The following is a 14250-nucleotide window of genomic DNA, read 5'->3' as shown; positions in this document are numbered from 1 at the left end:
TATCTACAGAGTCGCCTGCCGTGCTCAACGGGGAATCAACGCCGGATCAACGGAACAATTAACGAATCCGCGCGTTCCTAGGTACGAGCAGAGGTTGGACCTATCATTTGGTAACAAATCGTTCCATTGCTGTGGGGACTGGCGGCATGGCTGGTGAGGGCGTCGAGGCTGGATTACGGTTCGCCGTGCTGGGTCCTGTCCGGGCCTGGCGCCACGGACAGGAGCTCGACCTGGGCACCCCGTTGCAGCGTTCCATTCTCGGGATGCTGCTGCTCAAGGAGGGGCACGCGGTCACCCCGGCCGAGATGATCGACGCCGTCTGGGGCGAGGAGTCGCCGCCTCGCGCGCTCGGCGCGCTGCGCACCTACATCTCCCGCCTGCGTACGGTCCTGGAGCCGGACCGGCCCGCCCGCACCCGCCCCGAGCTGCTGACCTCCGTCGGCAAGGGCTACGCGCTCCGGCTGCCTCCCGGCTCGCTCGACCTGACCCGGTTCGAGCAGGCCGTCGCCGACGCCGAGACCGCCCGCCGGGCGGGCCGCCTCCCCGTCGCCGCCGAGCGCATGCGGGCCGCGCTCGCCCTGTTCGAGGGCGAGCCGCTGGCCGGAGCCGTCGGCCCCTACGCCGAGCACCAGCGCGACCGCCTCGCCGAGCGGCGGCTGGGCGTCATCGAGGCGCTGATGGACGTCGACCTGGAGCTGGGCGGCCACGCGGCGGTCGTCTCCGAGCTGGTCGCGCTGGTCGCCGACCATCCGCTGCGCGAGCGGCTGCGGGCCCAGCTCATGCTCGCGTACTACCGCTGCGGGCGGCAGGGCGACGCGCTGGCGGTGTTCACCGAGACCCGCCAGGCGCTCATCGACGAGCTCGGCGTCGAGCCGGGGCCTGAGCTGGCCGCCCTGCACCAGCGCATCCTGGCCGCCGACCCCACGCTGGCCGCGCCGCCCCAGGCCGAGACCGCGCAGGAGACCCCGGAGCCCGGGGACGAACCGGCCCTCGACCTGCCCAGGCCCGCCCAGCTCCCGGCCGCGGTGAACGACTTCACCGGACGCGAGGAGGTCGCCGGGTGGCTGCGCTCGCTGCTGTCGGCCCCGTCGTCGGCCGAGGGCGTGCCGGTCGCGGCGATCTGCGGCATCGGCGGCGTGGGCAAGACGACCCTGGCGGTGCACGTGGCGCACCTGCTGGACGAGGTCTTCCCCGACGGCCAGCTCTACGCCGACCTGCGCGGCTACACCGACGAGGCCACCGACCCGGCCACGACGCTCGGCTCGTTCCTGCGCGCGCTGGGCATCCCGGCCGACGTGATCCCGGAGAGCCCGGCCGACCGGTCGGCGCTCTACCGGTCGATCCTGGCCGAGCGGCGCATCCTCGTGCTGCTCGACAACGTCCGCGACGCCGCCCAGGTGAGCCCGCTGCTGCCGGGCTCGCCGGGCTGCGCGGCGATCGTGACCAGCCGCTCCAAGCTGGCCGACCTGCCCTCGGCCAAGCTCGTCGACCTGGACGTGATGGAGCCCGACGAGGCGCTGTCGCTGTTCGCCGCGGTGGCCGGTCCCGAGCGGGTGGCGGCCGAGCACGGCGCCGCCATGGACGTGGTGGCGGCCTGCGGGTTCCTGCCGCTGGCGGTGCGGATCGTGGCCGCCCGGCTGTCCGCCCGGCCGTCGTGGACCGTGGCCTCGCTGGTGCCCCGGCTGGCCGACGAGCAGCGCCGGCTGGACGAGCTGCGGGTCGGCAACCTGGCCGTGGAGGCCACCTTCGCGCTCGGCTACGGCCAGCTCGACCCGGTCCAGCAGCGCGCCTTCCGGCTGCTGTCGCTGCCCAACGGGCCGGACATCTCGGTCGGGGCGGCGGCCGCGCTGCTGTCGACCACCGAGATCGAGGCCGAGGACGTGCTGGAGTCGCTGGTCGACGCGAGCCTGGTGGAGGCGCCCGCGCCCGGCCGCTACCGCTTCCACGACCTGCTCAAGCTGTTCGCCCGGCGGGAGCTGGAGAAGGCCGAGCGGCAGCAGGCGCGCACGCTCGCGCTCCGGCGGCTGCTCGGCTTCTACCTGGCCTCCACCCAGTCCGCGCACCGGCTGGCCTACGAGGGCAGCATGATCTCCGACAACCTCGTGGTGGTCGGCAGCGGGCGCACGTTCGCCACCGCCGAGGAGTCCGTCGCCTGGCTGATCGTGGAGGGCGACGCGCTGTTCGCCACCATCAACCAGGCCGCCGCCTCCGCCCGCGCGGGCGACGAGCTGCTGCCCGCCGGTGACCTGCTGGTGGCGATGGAGCCGCTGCTGGAGTCCGGCACCCACACCCGCGAGTTCGACCACGGCACCCGCGCCGTGCTGGCCGCCGCGCTGCGGCTCGGCGACCGGGCCTGTGAGCTGCGGGCCCGGTACGTGCTGGGCCGGGTGCTGTTCGCGGGCAACCGGCTGCCCGAGGCCGAGGAGCAGTTCCTGCGGGTGCACGAGCTGTCGGCCGAGCGCGGCGAGAAGATCGTCACCGGCGAGGTGCTGAACGCACTGGCCGTCGTGGTGGGCCGGCAGCGCCGCCACACCGAGGCGCTGTCCTGGTTCGACGCGGCCATGCGGTGGTACCGGGAGAACGGGGTGCCGGCCGGGGAGGCGCTGGTGCTCAGCTACTCGGCCCGCGAGTACCTCGGCCTGAACCGGCCCGAGGACGCCATCGCGGCGGCCGAGAAGGGCCTGGCCCTGTTCACCGAGATCGGCAGCGGCGCCGGCACCGCCAGGGCCCGCTACCACCTGGGCATCGTGCTGTCACGGGTCGGGCGGCTCACCGAGGCCGTCCACCACCACGCCGAGTGCCTGGCCTTCTTCCGCGCCGGCAAGCAGCGGGTGTGGGAGCAGCGGGTCTGCTCGCGGCTGGCCGAGACGTTCATCGCCGCCGAGCGCTACGAGGACGCGGTCCGCCACGCCGAGCAGGCGCGGGCCGTCGCCCGCGAGATCGGTCATCCGTACGGGGAGGCGCTGTCGCTGACGGTGCTCGGCCGCGCGCTCAAGGAGCTGGGCAGCACGGACCGGAGCGCCGACTGCCTACGGCAGGCCCTCGGGATCTTCACCCGGCTCGGCGCGCCCGAGGCCGGCGACGTCAGGACCCTGCTCGACAGCCTCCCCGTCGGGGGGAAGGTCGTCGAGACCTGAGTACAGCTCGTCGTCCAGACGGGTCATCCACACATGGTTGAACACGGCTGTCCTTCGGGAGTCACGAAGGTCGAGTGGACGGCCCGACCGGCCGCCTGACCACCGCGCGTCGCTAGGGGGCCCGGTTATCCGGATGCTCCGCGCGGCGGCTAGCCGCCTCACAACGGCGGCCGGCCGGACCTGACACGGTCCCTCGAACCCCCCAGGGCCGTGCCGTAGTCAGCAGCTTCCACCCTGGGGATTGACAGCCAATCAACGCCCGATAAACGGCCTCACAGGAGGAAAAATCCCTCGGCGATGAGCGGGCGGATCGCCTCCGTCTGCAGTGCCGCGCCGTCGCCGACCAGCTCGGCGATCACGTTGAGCAGCGGCCCCAGCGCCAGCTCGCCGTCGCAGACGCCGGCCAGCGCCGCCTCGACCGTGCCCACCTCGCGGGTACGGCGCAGCCCGGTGGTCTGGCGGAGCACGATGCGCATCGGATCCTCGGCACCGGGCAGTCCCACCCGCTCGTCGAGCAGCCCCTCGGCGGTGCGCAGCCGGGCCGAGGCGAGGTCGCGGACACGGTGGGCAGCGGCGATCGCGTCGAGCACCCCGTCGACGTACTCGCCGACCGGCAGCGCCACCTGATGGGTGAGCTGCTCGACGCGGATCACCGGGTCGAGGCTGCCGGAGTTGCGCATGCTGATCCAGCCGAAGCCGACCGCCTCGACCTTCTGCTCCTCGAACCAGGCCAGCCACCGGTCGTAGTGCCCGGCGTATCCGGGGGTGCCCTGCTCGGCGGCGTCGCGCAGCCACAGCTCGACGTACTCCGCCGGGTCCTGGACGTCGCGCTGGACCACCCAGGCGTCGCAGCCGCCGTCGCGCAGCCAGCCGCCCACCCGGTCGCGCCAGTCTTCGCCCTCCACGTGCAGCCAGCTGGCCAGGAAGTGGGCCTGGCCGCCGGGGCTGAGATGGCGCGGGGTCGCCCGTACGAGATCGCGGCAGAACGCGTCACCGCCGGCGCCCGTCTCGCGGTAGGTCAGCCTGCCGCCGGGAGAGATCACGAACGGCGGGTTGGCCACGATGAGGTCGTACTGCTCGTCCTCGACCGGCTCGAACAGCGAGCCCACCCGGGCGTCCACGCCCGGGAGCCCGGAGAGCCGCCAGCTCAGCCGGGCCAGCTCGATCGCGCGCGGGTTCACGTCGGTGGCGGTCACGTGCTCGGCCCGGCCGCCCAGCGACACCACCTGCACGCCGCAGCCGGTGCCGAGGTCGAGCGCCCGGCCGACGGGGCGGCGGGTGACGAGCTGGGCGAGGTTGGCGGAGGCGCCGCCCGCGCCCACCACGTGGTCGGGGCGGAGCGCCGGGTCGCCGGGGCGCACCTTGCGGTCGGAGACCACGTAGCCGTCGGTCTCCCACGGCTGCAGATGCACGTCGGCCCGGACCGTGTCACCGTCGGCGGTGACCAGCCCCGACTCCAGGACCGCCGCGGGCAGGCGCCCGGCCTCGACGGGGACGCCCAGCCACCAGAGCCGGATCAGCGCGGCGAGCGGGTCGCCGTCGGCCGTGGCACGCAGCGCCGGGACCAGCTCTTCGCGGGAGAGCGCGGTGGCGGCGACGTCGCCCAGCCGCTCGCGTACGCCGTCGACGGTGTAGCCGGTCTCGAGGAGATGATCGCGCAGTCGTTCCACGACCCCATCCTTTCACCGCGTAACCACATTCATGATCCGATACCGTAAGTGATCATACTGTTACCGAGATGAACCGGCATTCTTCAAGCGAAGGACAAGTAAGCGCGATATCTCTTGTCCTGCCCCCGCCGTTCGAAGAGGAGCGGATCCCCGTGCTCATCCCCTGCCTGGCCTGTGAGGCGCGTTTCCTGCCCGACGAGTACTTCGGGGCCTGCTCCGACTACGACCGGGGCCTGGACCGGGTGTCGTGGACGTGCCCGAGCTGCGGCAACCACGACGATCTGCGGGTGCTGCCCGGCGAGCTCGGGTTCGGCTATCCGCACGGCCGCCGCTTCCACGTGCAGGACCGGGTGCGCGTGCCGGGGCTGCGGCGGCAGCGGGGAGAGCTGCGGCTCGACATCACGCTCGACGCGGGAAACTGGAAGGTGCGCTCGCGGCCGCGCCAGCCCGTCTAGTCGTCGTCGCGCTGGCGCAGGCTGTGCCAGGCGGCCTCGGCCAGGCCCTTGACCTCTTCGTCGGTGGGGGTGTGCGCGCCGGCGAACCAGAGCCGGCAGATCTCCTGCGCCGGGCCGAGCCAGAGCACGTAGCACATGGTCGGGGAGACGGGCTGGAGGCGGCCGTTCTCGATGTGCGGGCGCCACCAGTCGGACACCTTGCGGAAGAACTCGCGGCGGGCGTCGGCCACCTCGGCGCCGCCGGGTTCGTGCTTGCGCGGCGGGCGCTCGCTGACGAGGAGCCTGGCCCGCTCGGGGTGCTCGCCGGACCAGCGCATGTGGAAGGCGACGACCGCCTCCACGCCGGCGCGGGCGTCGTCGTGCCGCATGAGCTCGGCGAGGAACTCCTGCTGGTAGGCCCGGAGGGTCTCGGCGTAGAGGACGCCGAAGACGTGCTCCTTGCTGGCGAAGTGATGGTAGAAGCTGCCTACGCTCACTCCGCTCTCGTCACGGAGGCTGGCCAGGGTGGTGGCCGACACCCCATCCTGGCTGAACCGCCGGAGCGCGCCTTCGATGATCCGGGTCCGGCCGTCGCGTCCGTTCTTGGCACTCTTCACACTGTCAATGGTGAGCCACCAGAACCTTGTTCCGCAAATATCAGGGCCTCTCGGATCATAGCGGTCACCTCCACCGTTCCGGCGGATACTTTCATTTTCGCGTCCGGCCAGAATCTGCGGATCATGCCGAGCGCCCGGCGATTATCACCCAGGACGTCCATCCCGACCGTGCGCGCCCCGCGGGCGGCCGCCCGGCCCAGCAGCGCGTCGACCAGCCGGGTCCCGAGCCCGAGCCCCTGCCACCGGTCGGTGACCACCACCGCGATCTCCACGTCTGCCGGGCCGCCCCGGTAGCTCATGGCATGCCCGACGATCTCTCCCCCGTACACGGCGACGAGCGCGTCCTTGACGTCGTCCACCTCGACCAGCGCGCGCACCATGCTCGCCGCGGGACGGCTGACGCCGGTGAAGAAGCGCAGGGTCTGCGTGCCCAGGGAAAGGCCCGTGAGAAAGCTCCGGACGCGCTCGGCGTCCTCGCACGCGGCGGTACGGATCAGCACCCCGCTCAGGGAATCCCCCTGGGTTCCAGACATGAACTCAGCTTGCTCTCGAACGCCTGAGTCTGTCAAATGAACTCAGGTAGACTATTCGCATGAGAGTGCCTTTCCGGGTGAACAACTGCTCGATCGAGCGCACCCTGGACGTCGTCGGGGAGAAATGGACCTTCCTGGTGCTGCGTGAGGCATTCAGCGGCGTGAGACGCTTCGCCGACATGCAGGCGAACACCGGCGCGCCGCGCCAGGTGCTCAGCGCCCGGCTGGCGCGCCTGGTCAACGAGGGGCTGCTGCGCAAGGTGCCCTACCGCGAGCCGGGCCAGCGCCAGCGCGACGAGTACCGGCTGACCGAGAAGGGGCGCGACCTCTACCCCCTGCTGGTCGCGCTGATGCACTGGGGCGACAAGTACCTCGCGGGCGAGGAGGGCCCGCCCGTGCTGCTGACCCACCGCGACTGCGGCGCCCTGGTCGAGCAGCACTTCCGCTGCGCCGAGGGCCACGAGGTCGGCGGGCCCACCGAGATCACCCCGCTGCCGGGCGTGACCGGCAAGACCGCCTGAGCCGCGTGCGGGAGCACCCCACGCGGTGCCTACCCTTGAAGCGTGTACCGGTTCCTGCTCACGCCCCGGTGGATCGCGCTCCACATCGTCGTGCTGCTCGTGATCCCCGCCTTCGTGCTGCTGGGGCAGTGGCAGTTCGGCCGCTTCGAGGAGCGCTCGGCCAACAGCGACGTGGTCACCCGCAACCTCGAAAGCCCGCCGGTGCCGCTGGACACCCTCGTCCAGCCGGGCAGGCCGGTCGCGGAGTCCGACCGGTTCAGGAACGTCACGGTCTCCGGCACGTACGACCCCGCGCAGGAGCTGGTCGTCCGCAGGCGGCCGCAGAGCGGGCGGCCGGGCTACTACGTCCTCACTCCCCTGGTCACCGGCGGCGGCCACGCCGTGCTGGTGAACCGGGGCTGGGTCAAGGCCGGCGCCACCGCCGACGAGCATCCGGAGGTGCCGCCGCCGCCCACGGGTGAGGTAACTGTCACCGGAAGGCTACGGCTGAGCGAGACCACGGAGAACAGCGGCATCCGGGAGCGGCCCGGGCTGCCGCCCCGGCAGGTGCTGCTCATCAACCCGGCCTCGATCGGCCCGAACCTGCCGTACCCGCTGCTCGACGGGTTCGTGGAGCTGACCGGGCAGGAGCCCGCGAGCGCCACCGCCCCCGAGCCGGTGATCGAGCCCGACGTGGGCTCCGGCGGCGGGCTCAACCTGGCCTACAGCGTGCAGTGGTGGCTGTTCATCGGCATCGCGGTCGGCGGCTGGGTGCTGCTCATCAGGCGCGAGGTGGCCGACCGGAAGGCCCAGCAGGCGGAGGCCGGGCAGGAGGAGGTCCCCACCGCTTAAGGTGTGGACGTGATCAGGCATATCAAGTTCGCCAACATCCACAATTTCCGTGACCTTGGCGGGTATGCCACCGCCGACGGCCGCTCGGTCCGCTGGCAGCGCCTCTACCGCGCCGACTCCCTCGGCTGGCTGGCCGGCGACGACGTCGAGAGGTTCCGGGCGCTCCGCGTCCGCACCGTGATCGACCTGCGCCACGCCTACGAGACGGAGAAGTACGGCCGTGTCCCCGACGACCACGGGCTGGCCTACCACAACCTCCCCATCGAGGGCCGCCGGTGGGACGTCGACGTCTTCGACGCGGACCAGGGCGTGGCCCGCTTCCTGGCCGACCGCTACCTGGAGACCGCCGAGGACGGCGTGGAGAACCTGCGCGTCGCCCTGGAGACGATCTGCCGCGCCGACAGCGCCCCCGTGGTCGTCCACTGCGCCGCGGGCAAGGACCGAACCGGCCTGCTCTCGGCGCTCGTGCTGTATCTCCTGGGCGTGTCCGAGGACGACATCGTCGCCGACTACGCCCTGACCGGTCTGGCCACCGACCGGTTCATCGCCGACTGGCAAGCCCGCCACCCGGGCGCCGAGGCGTGGACCGGCTTCGGTCAGGCCCCCGCGGAGGCGATGCGTCTCTTCCTCGCCGACCTCCGCGCCCGCCACGGCTCCGTCGAGTCGTACGTGACGGAGAAGATCACCCTCTCGCCGGAGGCCGTCGCCGCCCTCCGCGCCCACCTCCTGACGGACCCGGAAACCGCTCACCAGGCGTGACTCCGTGATCACGCAACCCGCAGGATCGCCATGGACACGCCATAAGCGCTCAATTAGATACACCGCAGCTTGTTAGCCGTTATGCAGGCGTCGTACGGTTACCAGCGTGACTACGCCGCTGCTTCCCGACCCAGAGCCGAGGCGGCGCGACTACGTGATCATTTCCGCCGACGATCACCTGATCGAGCCTCCGGACCTCTTCGAGGACAGGGTGCCGGAAAAGTACGCCGACGTCGCGCCGAAGGTGGTGGAGACCGAGGCCGGTCACCAGGTGTGGCGCTACGGCGGCGCCACCTATCCGTGCGCGGGGCTCGACGTCGGTGCCGGCCTGCCGCGCGAGCAATGGACGCTCGACCCGGTCAGGTTCGAGCACATCCGCCCCGGCTGCTACGACATCGACGCCCGCATCAAGGACATGGACGCCGCCGGCATCTGGGCCGCGCTCTGCTTCCCCGGCATGGTGGCGGGCCAGGCCGGCATCGCCTTCGCCAGGACGCGCGACCAGGAGCTGGGCCTGGCCCTGGTCAAGGCCTACAACGACTGGCAGATCGACGTCTGGGCCGGCACGTTCCCGGAGCGGATCATCGGGCTGCAGCTGCCCTGGCTGCCCGACCCCGACCTGGCGGCCAAGGAGATCAGGGCCAACGCCGCGCGCGGCTTCAAGGCCGTGGTGTTCCCCGAGTTCCCGACCCGGCTGCGGCTGCCGTCGATACACAGCAACCACTGGGACCCGTTCTTCGCGGCCTGTGAGGAGACCGGCACCGTCGTCTGCCTCCACACGGGCGCGTCCAGCTGGTCGCCGGTGCCGTCGCCCGACACCCCCATCGAGGCGATAACGACGCTGATGCCGGCCAGCGCCATGTTCGCCTGCGCCGACTGGCTCTGGTCCGGGCTGCCGCTGCGCTTCCCGAACCTGCGCATCCTCATCGTGGAGGGCGGGGTGGGCTGGCTGCCGATGCTGGCCCAGCGGGCCGACTACGCGCTCGACCATCCGGTGTCGAGCGGGGAGACGACGTGGGAGGGCGGGCTCAAGCCGAGCGAGGTGCTGCGCCGCAACTTCTACTTCGGCACGCTCAACGACCACTCGCTGTCGGGCGTCAGGCTCGCGGTCGGGCTCGACCACGTACTCCAAGAGAGCGGTTACCCGCACTCCGACTCGACCTGGCCCGACACGCAGCAGGCGGTCGCGCGCAACCTGGGCCCGCTGCCGCCCGCCGACATCGCCAGGGTCGCGTACGGGAACGCGGCCCGCCTGTTCGGTCACCCGCTCCCGTCACGGGCCTGGCTGCGGATGGAGGAGATCTAACTTTCCTGGGGCCGCGCCTCGACGCGGCCGTCGATGACCTTGCGCTGCCAGTCGACGTACCGGCCGCTCTCGCCGAGCAGCGACGCCATCAGCCAGAGGAACACCCCGAAGTCGTCGGCGACCCCGATGAGGACGAGGAAGTCGGGGATCAGGTCGATGGGCGAGATGATGTAGACCACGCCCATCGCCATGAGCCCGAGCTTGCCCTTGCCGAGCCCCGCGTACCGGCCGCGCATCACGTCGCCGATCATGCACGGGATCGCCCGTACTCTCGTCATGAGCGGCGGCGAGCCCGGCTTGCTCACCTCGCGGTAGGTCCGCCAGGCCGCGGCGGCCCGTGCTGCTTTCGGCTTCATGAGATCCCCTTTACCCCGATCCACACGACATAACGTGTTACCGGAGGGGATTCGTTCCTAGCGATCACATCGCCGGGTGCGCGAACGGCGCGGCGGCCTCGATCTGGGCCGCCACCCTGACCAGCAGGTCCTCCCGGCCGGGCGCGGCGACAAGCTGGACGCCGACGGGCAGCCCGGCGGCCGTCCGATGCAGCGGCAGCGAGATCACCGGCTGGCCGGTGGCGTTGAAGGGCGAGGTGAAGGCCACCACGTGCGCCGTCCGCTCCATGGCGAGCCCCGGATCGCGGGACGGGATCCAGCCGAGCGGGAACGGCTCCACGGCCATCGTGGGGGTGAGCAGCAGATCGTGCTCCGCCCACCAGGGCGCCATCCGCCTGCGGAAGGCGTCGATCCACTGCGCGGCCAGCAGGTAGTCGGTGACGCTGTGCCGCCGCGCGGCGTCCACCAGGGCGGCGTTGTGCGGCTCCAGCTCGTCGAGCCCGACCTCCCGGCCCCTGATCCGGCCGGCGTTCTCGACCGTGGCGGCCACGTGGGCGGCCACGACCGCGCCGAAGACCCGCGGGAACCGGGGATCGCCGAGCGCCTCGGGGAAGCCCGGCTCGACCTCGTGCCCCAGCGTCTCCAGCAGCGCCGCGGCCCTGGTGACCGCCTCCGCCGGTGCGGCGTCCACGGCCACGTCCGGCCGGGGGTGGGCGGTGGCGAACCCGATCCGCAGCCGCCCGGGGTCGCGGCCCGCCTCGGCCGCGAGCGGCCCCGGCAGCGCGGGCGCGTCGTACGGGTCGCCCGGCACGAAGCCCGCGATCAGGTCGAGCGCCGCCGCCGCGTCCCGGACCGTACGGGTGACGAAGCCGGACGTGGAGAACCCGTTCCAGGAGTCGCCCAGCGCCGGCCCGCTGCTGACCCGCCCGCGCGACGCCTTCAGCCCCACCAGCCCGCACGCCGACGCCGGGACGCGGATCGACCCGCCGCCGTCGCTCGCCGTGGCCAGCGCCACCATCCCGGCCGCGACGGCCGCCGCCGACCCGCCGCTCGACCCTCCCGCCGTGTACGCGGGGTCGTACGGGTTGCGGGTGGGCCCGGTCGCGGCCGGCTCGGTGGTGATCGTGGTGCCGAACTCGGGGGTGCTGGTCCGCCCCAGGAAGACGAACCCGGCCTCCCGCAGCCGGGTCACCCCGTAGGAGTCCCGCCGCATCGGCACGCCCTCGTACACCCGGGAGCCCGCCGCGTACGGCTCGCCCGCCTGCTCCCAGCCGAGGTCCTTCAGCAGGATCGGCACGCCCCGGAACGGCGCCCCGGCCGGGACCGCGTCCGCCTCCGCCAGCGCCCGCTCGAACCTGCGGTGCACGACACAGTTCAGCGCGCCGTCGCGGGCCTCGATGGCGGCGATGGCGGCCTCGGTCAGCTCGCGCGGCGACACCCGGCCGTCGCGGACCGCCTGGGCCTGCGCCGTCGCGTCCAGACTCAGCAGATCCATCTCAGGCCTTCGGCGCCAGCTCGCGGACGGCCTGGTCGATCGGGGTCTCACCGGGCAGGGGCGCCAGCACGGGCGTGTCGAGCCCGTTGTCCACGTACTCCTGGATCCTGGCCCGGCAGGTGGCCGCGTCGCCGTGCACGATCAGCGCGTCCACGACCTCGTCCGGGATGGCGCGGAGCGCGGCCTTGCGGTCGCCGGCGGCCCACGCCTCGTGCATCGGCCGCAGCACTTCGCCCCGGCCCAGCCAGTCGTGGAAGGCCGCGTAGGCGGGGACCGTGAGGTAGCTGGCCAGCATCCAGCGGCCCCGCTCCCGTACCGCCTCCGTGTCCTCGCTGACGCAGACGAACAGGCGCGCGATCAGCTCGGTGTCCGGCCCCAGCTCGGCGCGGACCTTCCGCACGTCGGCGGGCGAGAGCCAGTTCGTGATCGCGCCGTCGGCCTCCTCGGCGGCCAGGCGCAGCATGCGCGGCCGGAGCGCGGCCAGCACGATCTTCGGCGCGGCCTTCGGCGCCCGCTCCAGCTTGAACCCCTTGACGGTGAACGTCTCGTACGTCTCCGACACCTTCTCCCCGGCCAGCGCCTTGCGCAGGAAGCGGAGCGTGTCGCGGGTGCGCGCGAACGGCTTGGTGAACTCCATCGCGTTCCAGCGCTCCACGATGGCGGGCGAGGACGAGCCGATGCCCAGCACGAACCGCTCCGGCGCCAGATCGGCCAGCGTCGCCGCCGACATGGCCAGCAGACCGGGACCGCGGGTCGAGACCGGCACGATCGCGGTGCCGAGCCGGGTCCCGGGGGCCCACTGGGCGGCCAGCGCCAGTGGCGTGAACCCGTCGATGCCGTTCACCTCGGCCGACCACAGGTCGGTGTAGCCGAGCGACGGCAGCTCTTCCATGAGCTCCCGCGACGCCGCGAGCGAACGGTCGTAGAAGGGGATGGTCATGCCCCAGTTCTGCGTCATGCTCCGCACCATACCAACCGGTATGTCGTCCGCCTACGCCCGGAGCTCCTGCACCGCTGCCAGGAAGTCCGTGGTGATCCCGCGCAGCCCCGGCAGGTGCGAGAGCCCCACCAGCCGCTCCACCAGCGGCACGGTCACCTCGATCAGCCGGTAGGTGCGCGCGCACCCCGGCGAGGTGTCGTGCACCCAGAACAGCACCATGCCCATCGACAGCAGCCACAGCAGCTCGGGCAGCTCCTCGCGCAGCTCGGGGTCCATGCGGTCGGCCGACCCCTCCACCACCTGCCGGTAGAGGGCGATCGACGCCTCCCGGGCCGGGGAGGACTCCGCGCTGAACGGGCTGAGCGGGTTCGTCGGCTCGGCCGCGTGCTTGAAGAACTTCACCGCGAACGCGTGATACGGCTCCGACACCCGTACCCACTCCCGCAGCACGCCACTCAGGCGGGCGCCGAACCCGCTCTCGGCGGCCAGCAGCGCCCGGCACGCCTCCTCGTGCTCGGCCTGCGCGCGGTCGTAGTACGTCTGGATCAACGCCTCCTTGCCGGAGAAGTAGTAGTAGGCGTTGCCCACGGACACCCCGGCCTCGGCGGCGATGGCCCGCATCGTCGTCGCCTCGAAGCCGCGCTCCCGGAACAGCCGCAGGGCCGTCGCGACGATGACCTCCCGGGTGCTCTCCGCTCCACTGTTCTGGGCTTCGGACACGTTCGTCACTTTACGGCTTGATGCGAGTTAGGTCATGGACCCGCACGTTGATCGCAGAAGCACGGCAAAGATGCGGGTGCGACAGGGGTCATCTGGTGTGAACCGTGGGATTGATGATTCCAGAGCGGAAGGGCTATTCCGCGAATAGGCACAGACATGTGGATACGTAGGACAGTGCGGCTCTGCGTGGTCGCGCTCTTTGCTATCGAGATCTCCATAATCGCCATGGCAACCGCCGCCTCGGCCACTCCGATCACACCAGGAGAGGACCCGGAGGACGAGCAGGTGCCGATCACCTACTTCGAGGACGACGTCGAGGCTCCCCGCTGGCTCGTCGTGCTCGAACACACCCTGGACGAGGCGTACGGCGACATCCGCCCGTACGACGAGTACCAGGACTACGACGACGAGGGCCCGGCCTACGAGGCCGACGAGCCCCGGCCGTCCCGCGAGTACCGCGCGTACGAGCTGTTCGACGCCACCGGCAAGGCGGACAAGCGGAAGAGCAAGAAGGCCAAGGTGAAGCTGCGCCGGGCCAGGCCCAGGCACGCCACCCTGCACCTGACGCACCGCGCCGCCACCCGCTGGCTCAAGGAGGCGGGCCTGCGCTGGACCTCCTCAGGAGGCTGCACGAACCGGAGCGTGCGCCACTGCACCTCGCTCGACTCCGTCCGCACCGGGACGGTGGAGCGCATGGTACGGCTCAAGAAGCGCAGCGGCTGCCCCGTCACCGTCACCGGCGGCACCGAGACCGGGCACGCGCACGGCCGCTTCAGCCACGGCAACGGCTACAAGCTCGACATCGGGCACAACAAGTGCATCGACCGCTACATCAAGAAGAACACCAAGCAGGCCGGGGTGCGGAGCGACGGCTCGCGGCTGTACCGCTCGCCGTCAGGCACCGTCTTCGCCGACGAGGGTGACCACTGGGACATCCTCTTCAAGTGACGGC

The 14250-nt window shown here is 71.9% G+C and carries 14 protein-coding genes; 7 read left to right on the top strand and 7 right to left on the bottom strand.

All coding sequences use genetic code 11. The features are described from left to right. Window positions 1-146: 146 nt before the first annotated feature. The gene (locus AB0J42_RS13705; RefSeq protein ID WP_364292983.1) at window positions 147-3137 is read left to right on the top strand and encodes a BTAD domain-containing putative transcriptional regulator; all 2991 of its coding nucleotides are present in this window, start codon (window positions 147-149) and stop codon (window positions 3135-3137) included. 272 nt (window positions 3138-3409) lie between these two features. On the opposite strand, the gene AB0J42_RS13700 is transcribed toward AB0J42_RS13705, so the two are convergent. Continuing rightward, window positions 3410-4807, bottom strand: a complete 1398-nt coding sequence (locus AB0J42_RS13700) for a methyltransferase (RefSeq protein ID WP_364292980.1) — start codon at window positions 4805-4807, stop codon at window positions 3410-3412. A gap of 152 nt (window positions 4808-4959) precedes the next feature. Between AB0J42_RS13700 and AB0J42_RS13695 the strand changes: the two genes are divergently transcribed. Further along, window positions 4960-5262, top strand: a complete 303-nt coding sequence (locus tag AB0J42_RS13695; RefSeq protein ID WP_364292977.1) for a hypothetical protein — start codon at window positions 4960-4962, stop codon at window positions 5260-5262. Here the strand turns inward: AB0J42_RS13695 and AB0J42_RS13690 are convergent. Together AB0J42_RS13690 and AB0J42_RS13685 are read right to left on the bottom strand one after the other, a co-directional pair. Next, window positions 5259-5858 (bottom strand): TetR/AcrR family transcriptional regulator, encoded by a 600-nt coding sequence (locus AB0J42_RS13690; RefSeq protein WP_364292974.1) that lies wholly within the window; start codon window positions 5856-5858, stop codon window positions 5259-5261. The two genes, AB0J42_RS13695 and AB0J42_RS13690, sit on opposite strands and share 4 nt — an antisense overlap. Then, entirely contained in the window at window positions 5855-6391 is a 537-nt protein-coding gene (locus AB0J42_RS13685; RefSeq protein WP_364292971.1) for a GNAT family N-acetyltransferase, read from the bottom strand. Before AB0J42_RS13685 ends, AB0J42_RS13690 begins: the two co-directional genes overlap by 4 nt. Window positions 6392-6450: 59 nt before the next feature. Between AB0J42_RS13685 and AB0J42_RS13680 the strand changes: the two genes are divergently transcribed. From AB0J42_RS13680 to AB0J42_RS13665, 4 genes are all read left to right on the top strand, one after another. Further along, entirely contained in the window at window positions 6451-6912 is a 462-nt protein-coding gene (locus tag AB0J42_RS13680; RefSeq protein ID WP_364292968.1) for a helix-turn-helix domain-containing protein, read from the top strand. A 42-nt stretch (window positions 6913-6954) separates the two neighbouring features. Beyond that, complete coding sequence (locus tag AB0J42_RS13675) at window positions 6955-7743, top strand: SURF1 family protein (RefSeq protein ID WP_364292965.1); 789 nt, start codon at window positions 6955-6957, stop codon at window positions 7741-7743. 9 nt (window positions 7744-7752) lie between these two features. Continuing rightward, window positions 7753-8502, top strand: coding sequence for a tyrosine-protein phosphatase (locus AB0J42_RS13670; RefSeq protein ID WP_364292962.1), 750 nt, complete (start codon window positions 7753-7755; stop codon window positions 8500-8502). A gap of 106 nt (window positions 8503-8608) precedes the next feature. Beyond that, on the top strand, window positions 8609-9808 hold the full coding sequence (locus tag AB0J42_RS13665) for an amidohydrolase family protein (RefSeq protein WP_364292959.1): 1200 nt from the start codon (window positions 8609-8611) through the stop codon (window positions 9806-9808). On the opposite strand, the gene AB0J42_RS13660 is transcribed toward AB0J42_RS13665, so the two are convergent. The 4 genes from AB0J42_RS13660 to AB0J42_RS13645 all read right to left on the bottom strand — a co-directional run bounded on the left by AB0J42_RS13660 (window position 9805) and on the right by AB0J42_RS13645 (window position 13298). Beyond that, complete coding sequence (locus AB0J42_RS13660; protein ID WP_364292957.1) at window positions 9805-10164, bottom strand: YkvA family protein; 360 nt, start codon at window positions 10162-10164, stop codon at window positions 9805-9807. The two genes, AB0J42_RS13665 and AB0J42_RS13660, sit on opposite strands and share 4 nt — an antisense overlap. Window positions 10165-10228: 64 nt before the next feature. Next, window positions 10229-11638, bottom strand: coding sequence for an amidase (locus AB0J42_RS13655; protein ID WP_364292954.1), 1410 nt, complete (start codon window positions 11636-11638; stop codon window positions 10229-10231). Window position 11639: 1 nt separating this feature from the next. Next, window positions 11640-12596 carry an LLM class F420-dependent oxidoreductase gene (locus AB0J42_RS13650; protein ID WP_364292952.1) on the bottom strand — a complete coding sequence of 319 codons (957 nt, stop codon included), beginning with the start codon at window positions 12594-12596 and terminating at the stop codon, window positions 11640-11642. 33 nt (window positions 12597-12629) lie between these two features. Next, on the bottom strand, window positions 12630-13298 hold the full coding sequence (locus tag AB0J42_RS13645) for a TetR family transcriptional regulator (RefSeq protein ID WP_364292949.1): 669 nt from the start codon (window positions 13296-13298) through the stop codon (window positions 12630-12632). A gap of 225 nt (window positions 13299-13523) precedes the next feature. On the opposite strand from AB0J42_RS13645, the gene AB0J42_RS13640 reads away from it, so the two are divergent. Next, window positions 13524-14246 (top strand): hypothetical protein, encoded by a 723-nt coding sequence (locus tag AB0J42_RS13640; RefSeq protein ID WP_364292946.1) that lies wholly within the window; start codon window positions 13524-13526, stop codon window positions 14244-14246. The last annotated feature ends 4 nt before the right edge of the window (window positions 14247-14250 follow it).

This window comes from Nonomuraea sp. NPDC049649, from assembly GCF_040675175.1.
Classification (GTDB): domain Bacteria; phylum Actinomycetota; class Actinomycetes; order Streptosporangiales; family Streptosporangiaceae; genus Nonomuraea.
The sequence above is the reverse complement of the archived record's forward strand: the minus strand, read 5'-3'. Positions and strand labels throughout refer to the sequence as shown.

What these genes read in the sequence shown, in the direction of transcription:
- AB0J42_RS13705 (WP_364292983.1), top strand. Translation starts at nt 147, where the DNA reads ATGGCTGGTGAGGGCGTCGAGGCTGGATTACGGTTCGCCGTGCTGGGT.
- AB0J42_RS13685 (WP_364292971.1), bottom strand. Translation starts at nt 6,391, where the DNA reads ATGTCTGGAACCCAGGGGGATTCCCTGAGCGGGGTGCTGATCCGTACC.
- AB0J42_RS13680 (WP_364292968.1), top strand. Translation starts at nt 6,451, where the DNA reads ATGAGAGTGCCTTTCCGGGTGAACAACTGCTCGATCGAGCGCACCCTG.
- AB0J42_RS13660 (WP_364292957.1), bottom strand. Translation starts at nt 10,164, where the DNA reads ATGAAGCCGAAAGCAGCACGGGCCGCCGCGGCCTGGCGGACCTACCGC.
- AB0J42_RS13655 (WP_364292954.1), bottom strand. Translation starts at nt 11,638, where the DNA reads ATGGATCTGCTGAGTCTGGACGCGACGGCGCAGGCCCAGGCGGTCCGC.
- AB0J42_RS13650 (WP_364292952.1), bottom strand. Translation starts at nt 12,596, where the DNA reads ATGACGCAGAACTGGGGCATGACCATCCCCTTCTACGACCGTTCGCTC.
- AB0J42_RS13640 (WP_364292946.1), top strand. Translation starts at nt 13,524, where the DNA reads ATGGCAACCGCCGCCTCGGCCACTCCGATCACACCAGGAGAGGACCCG.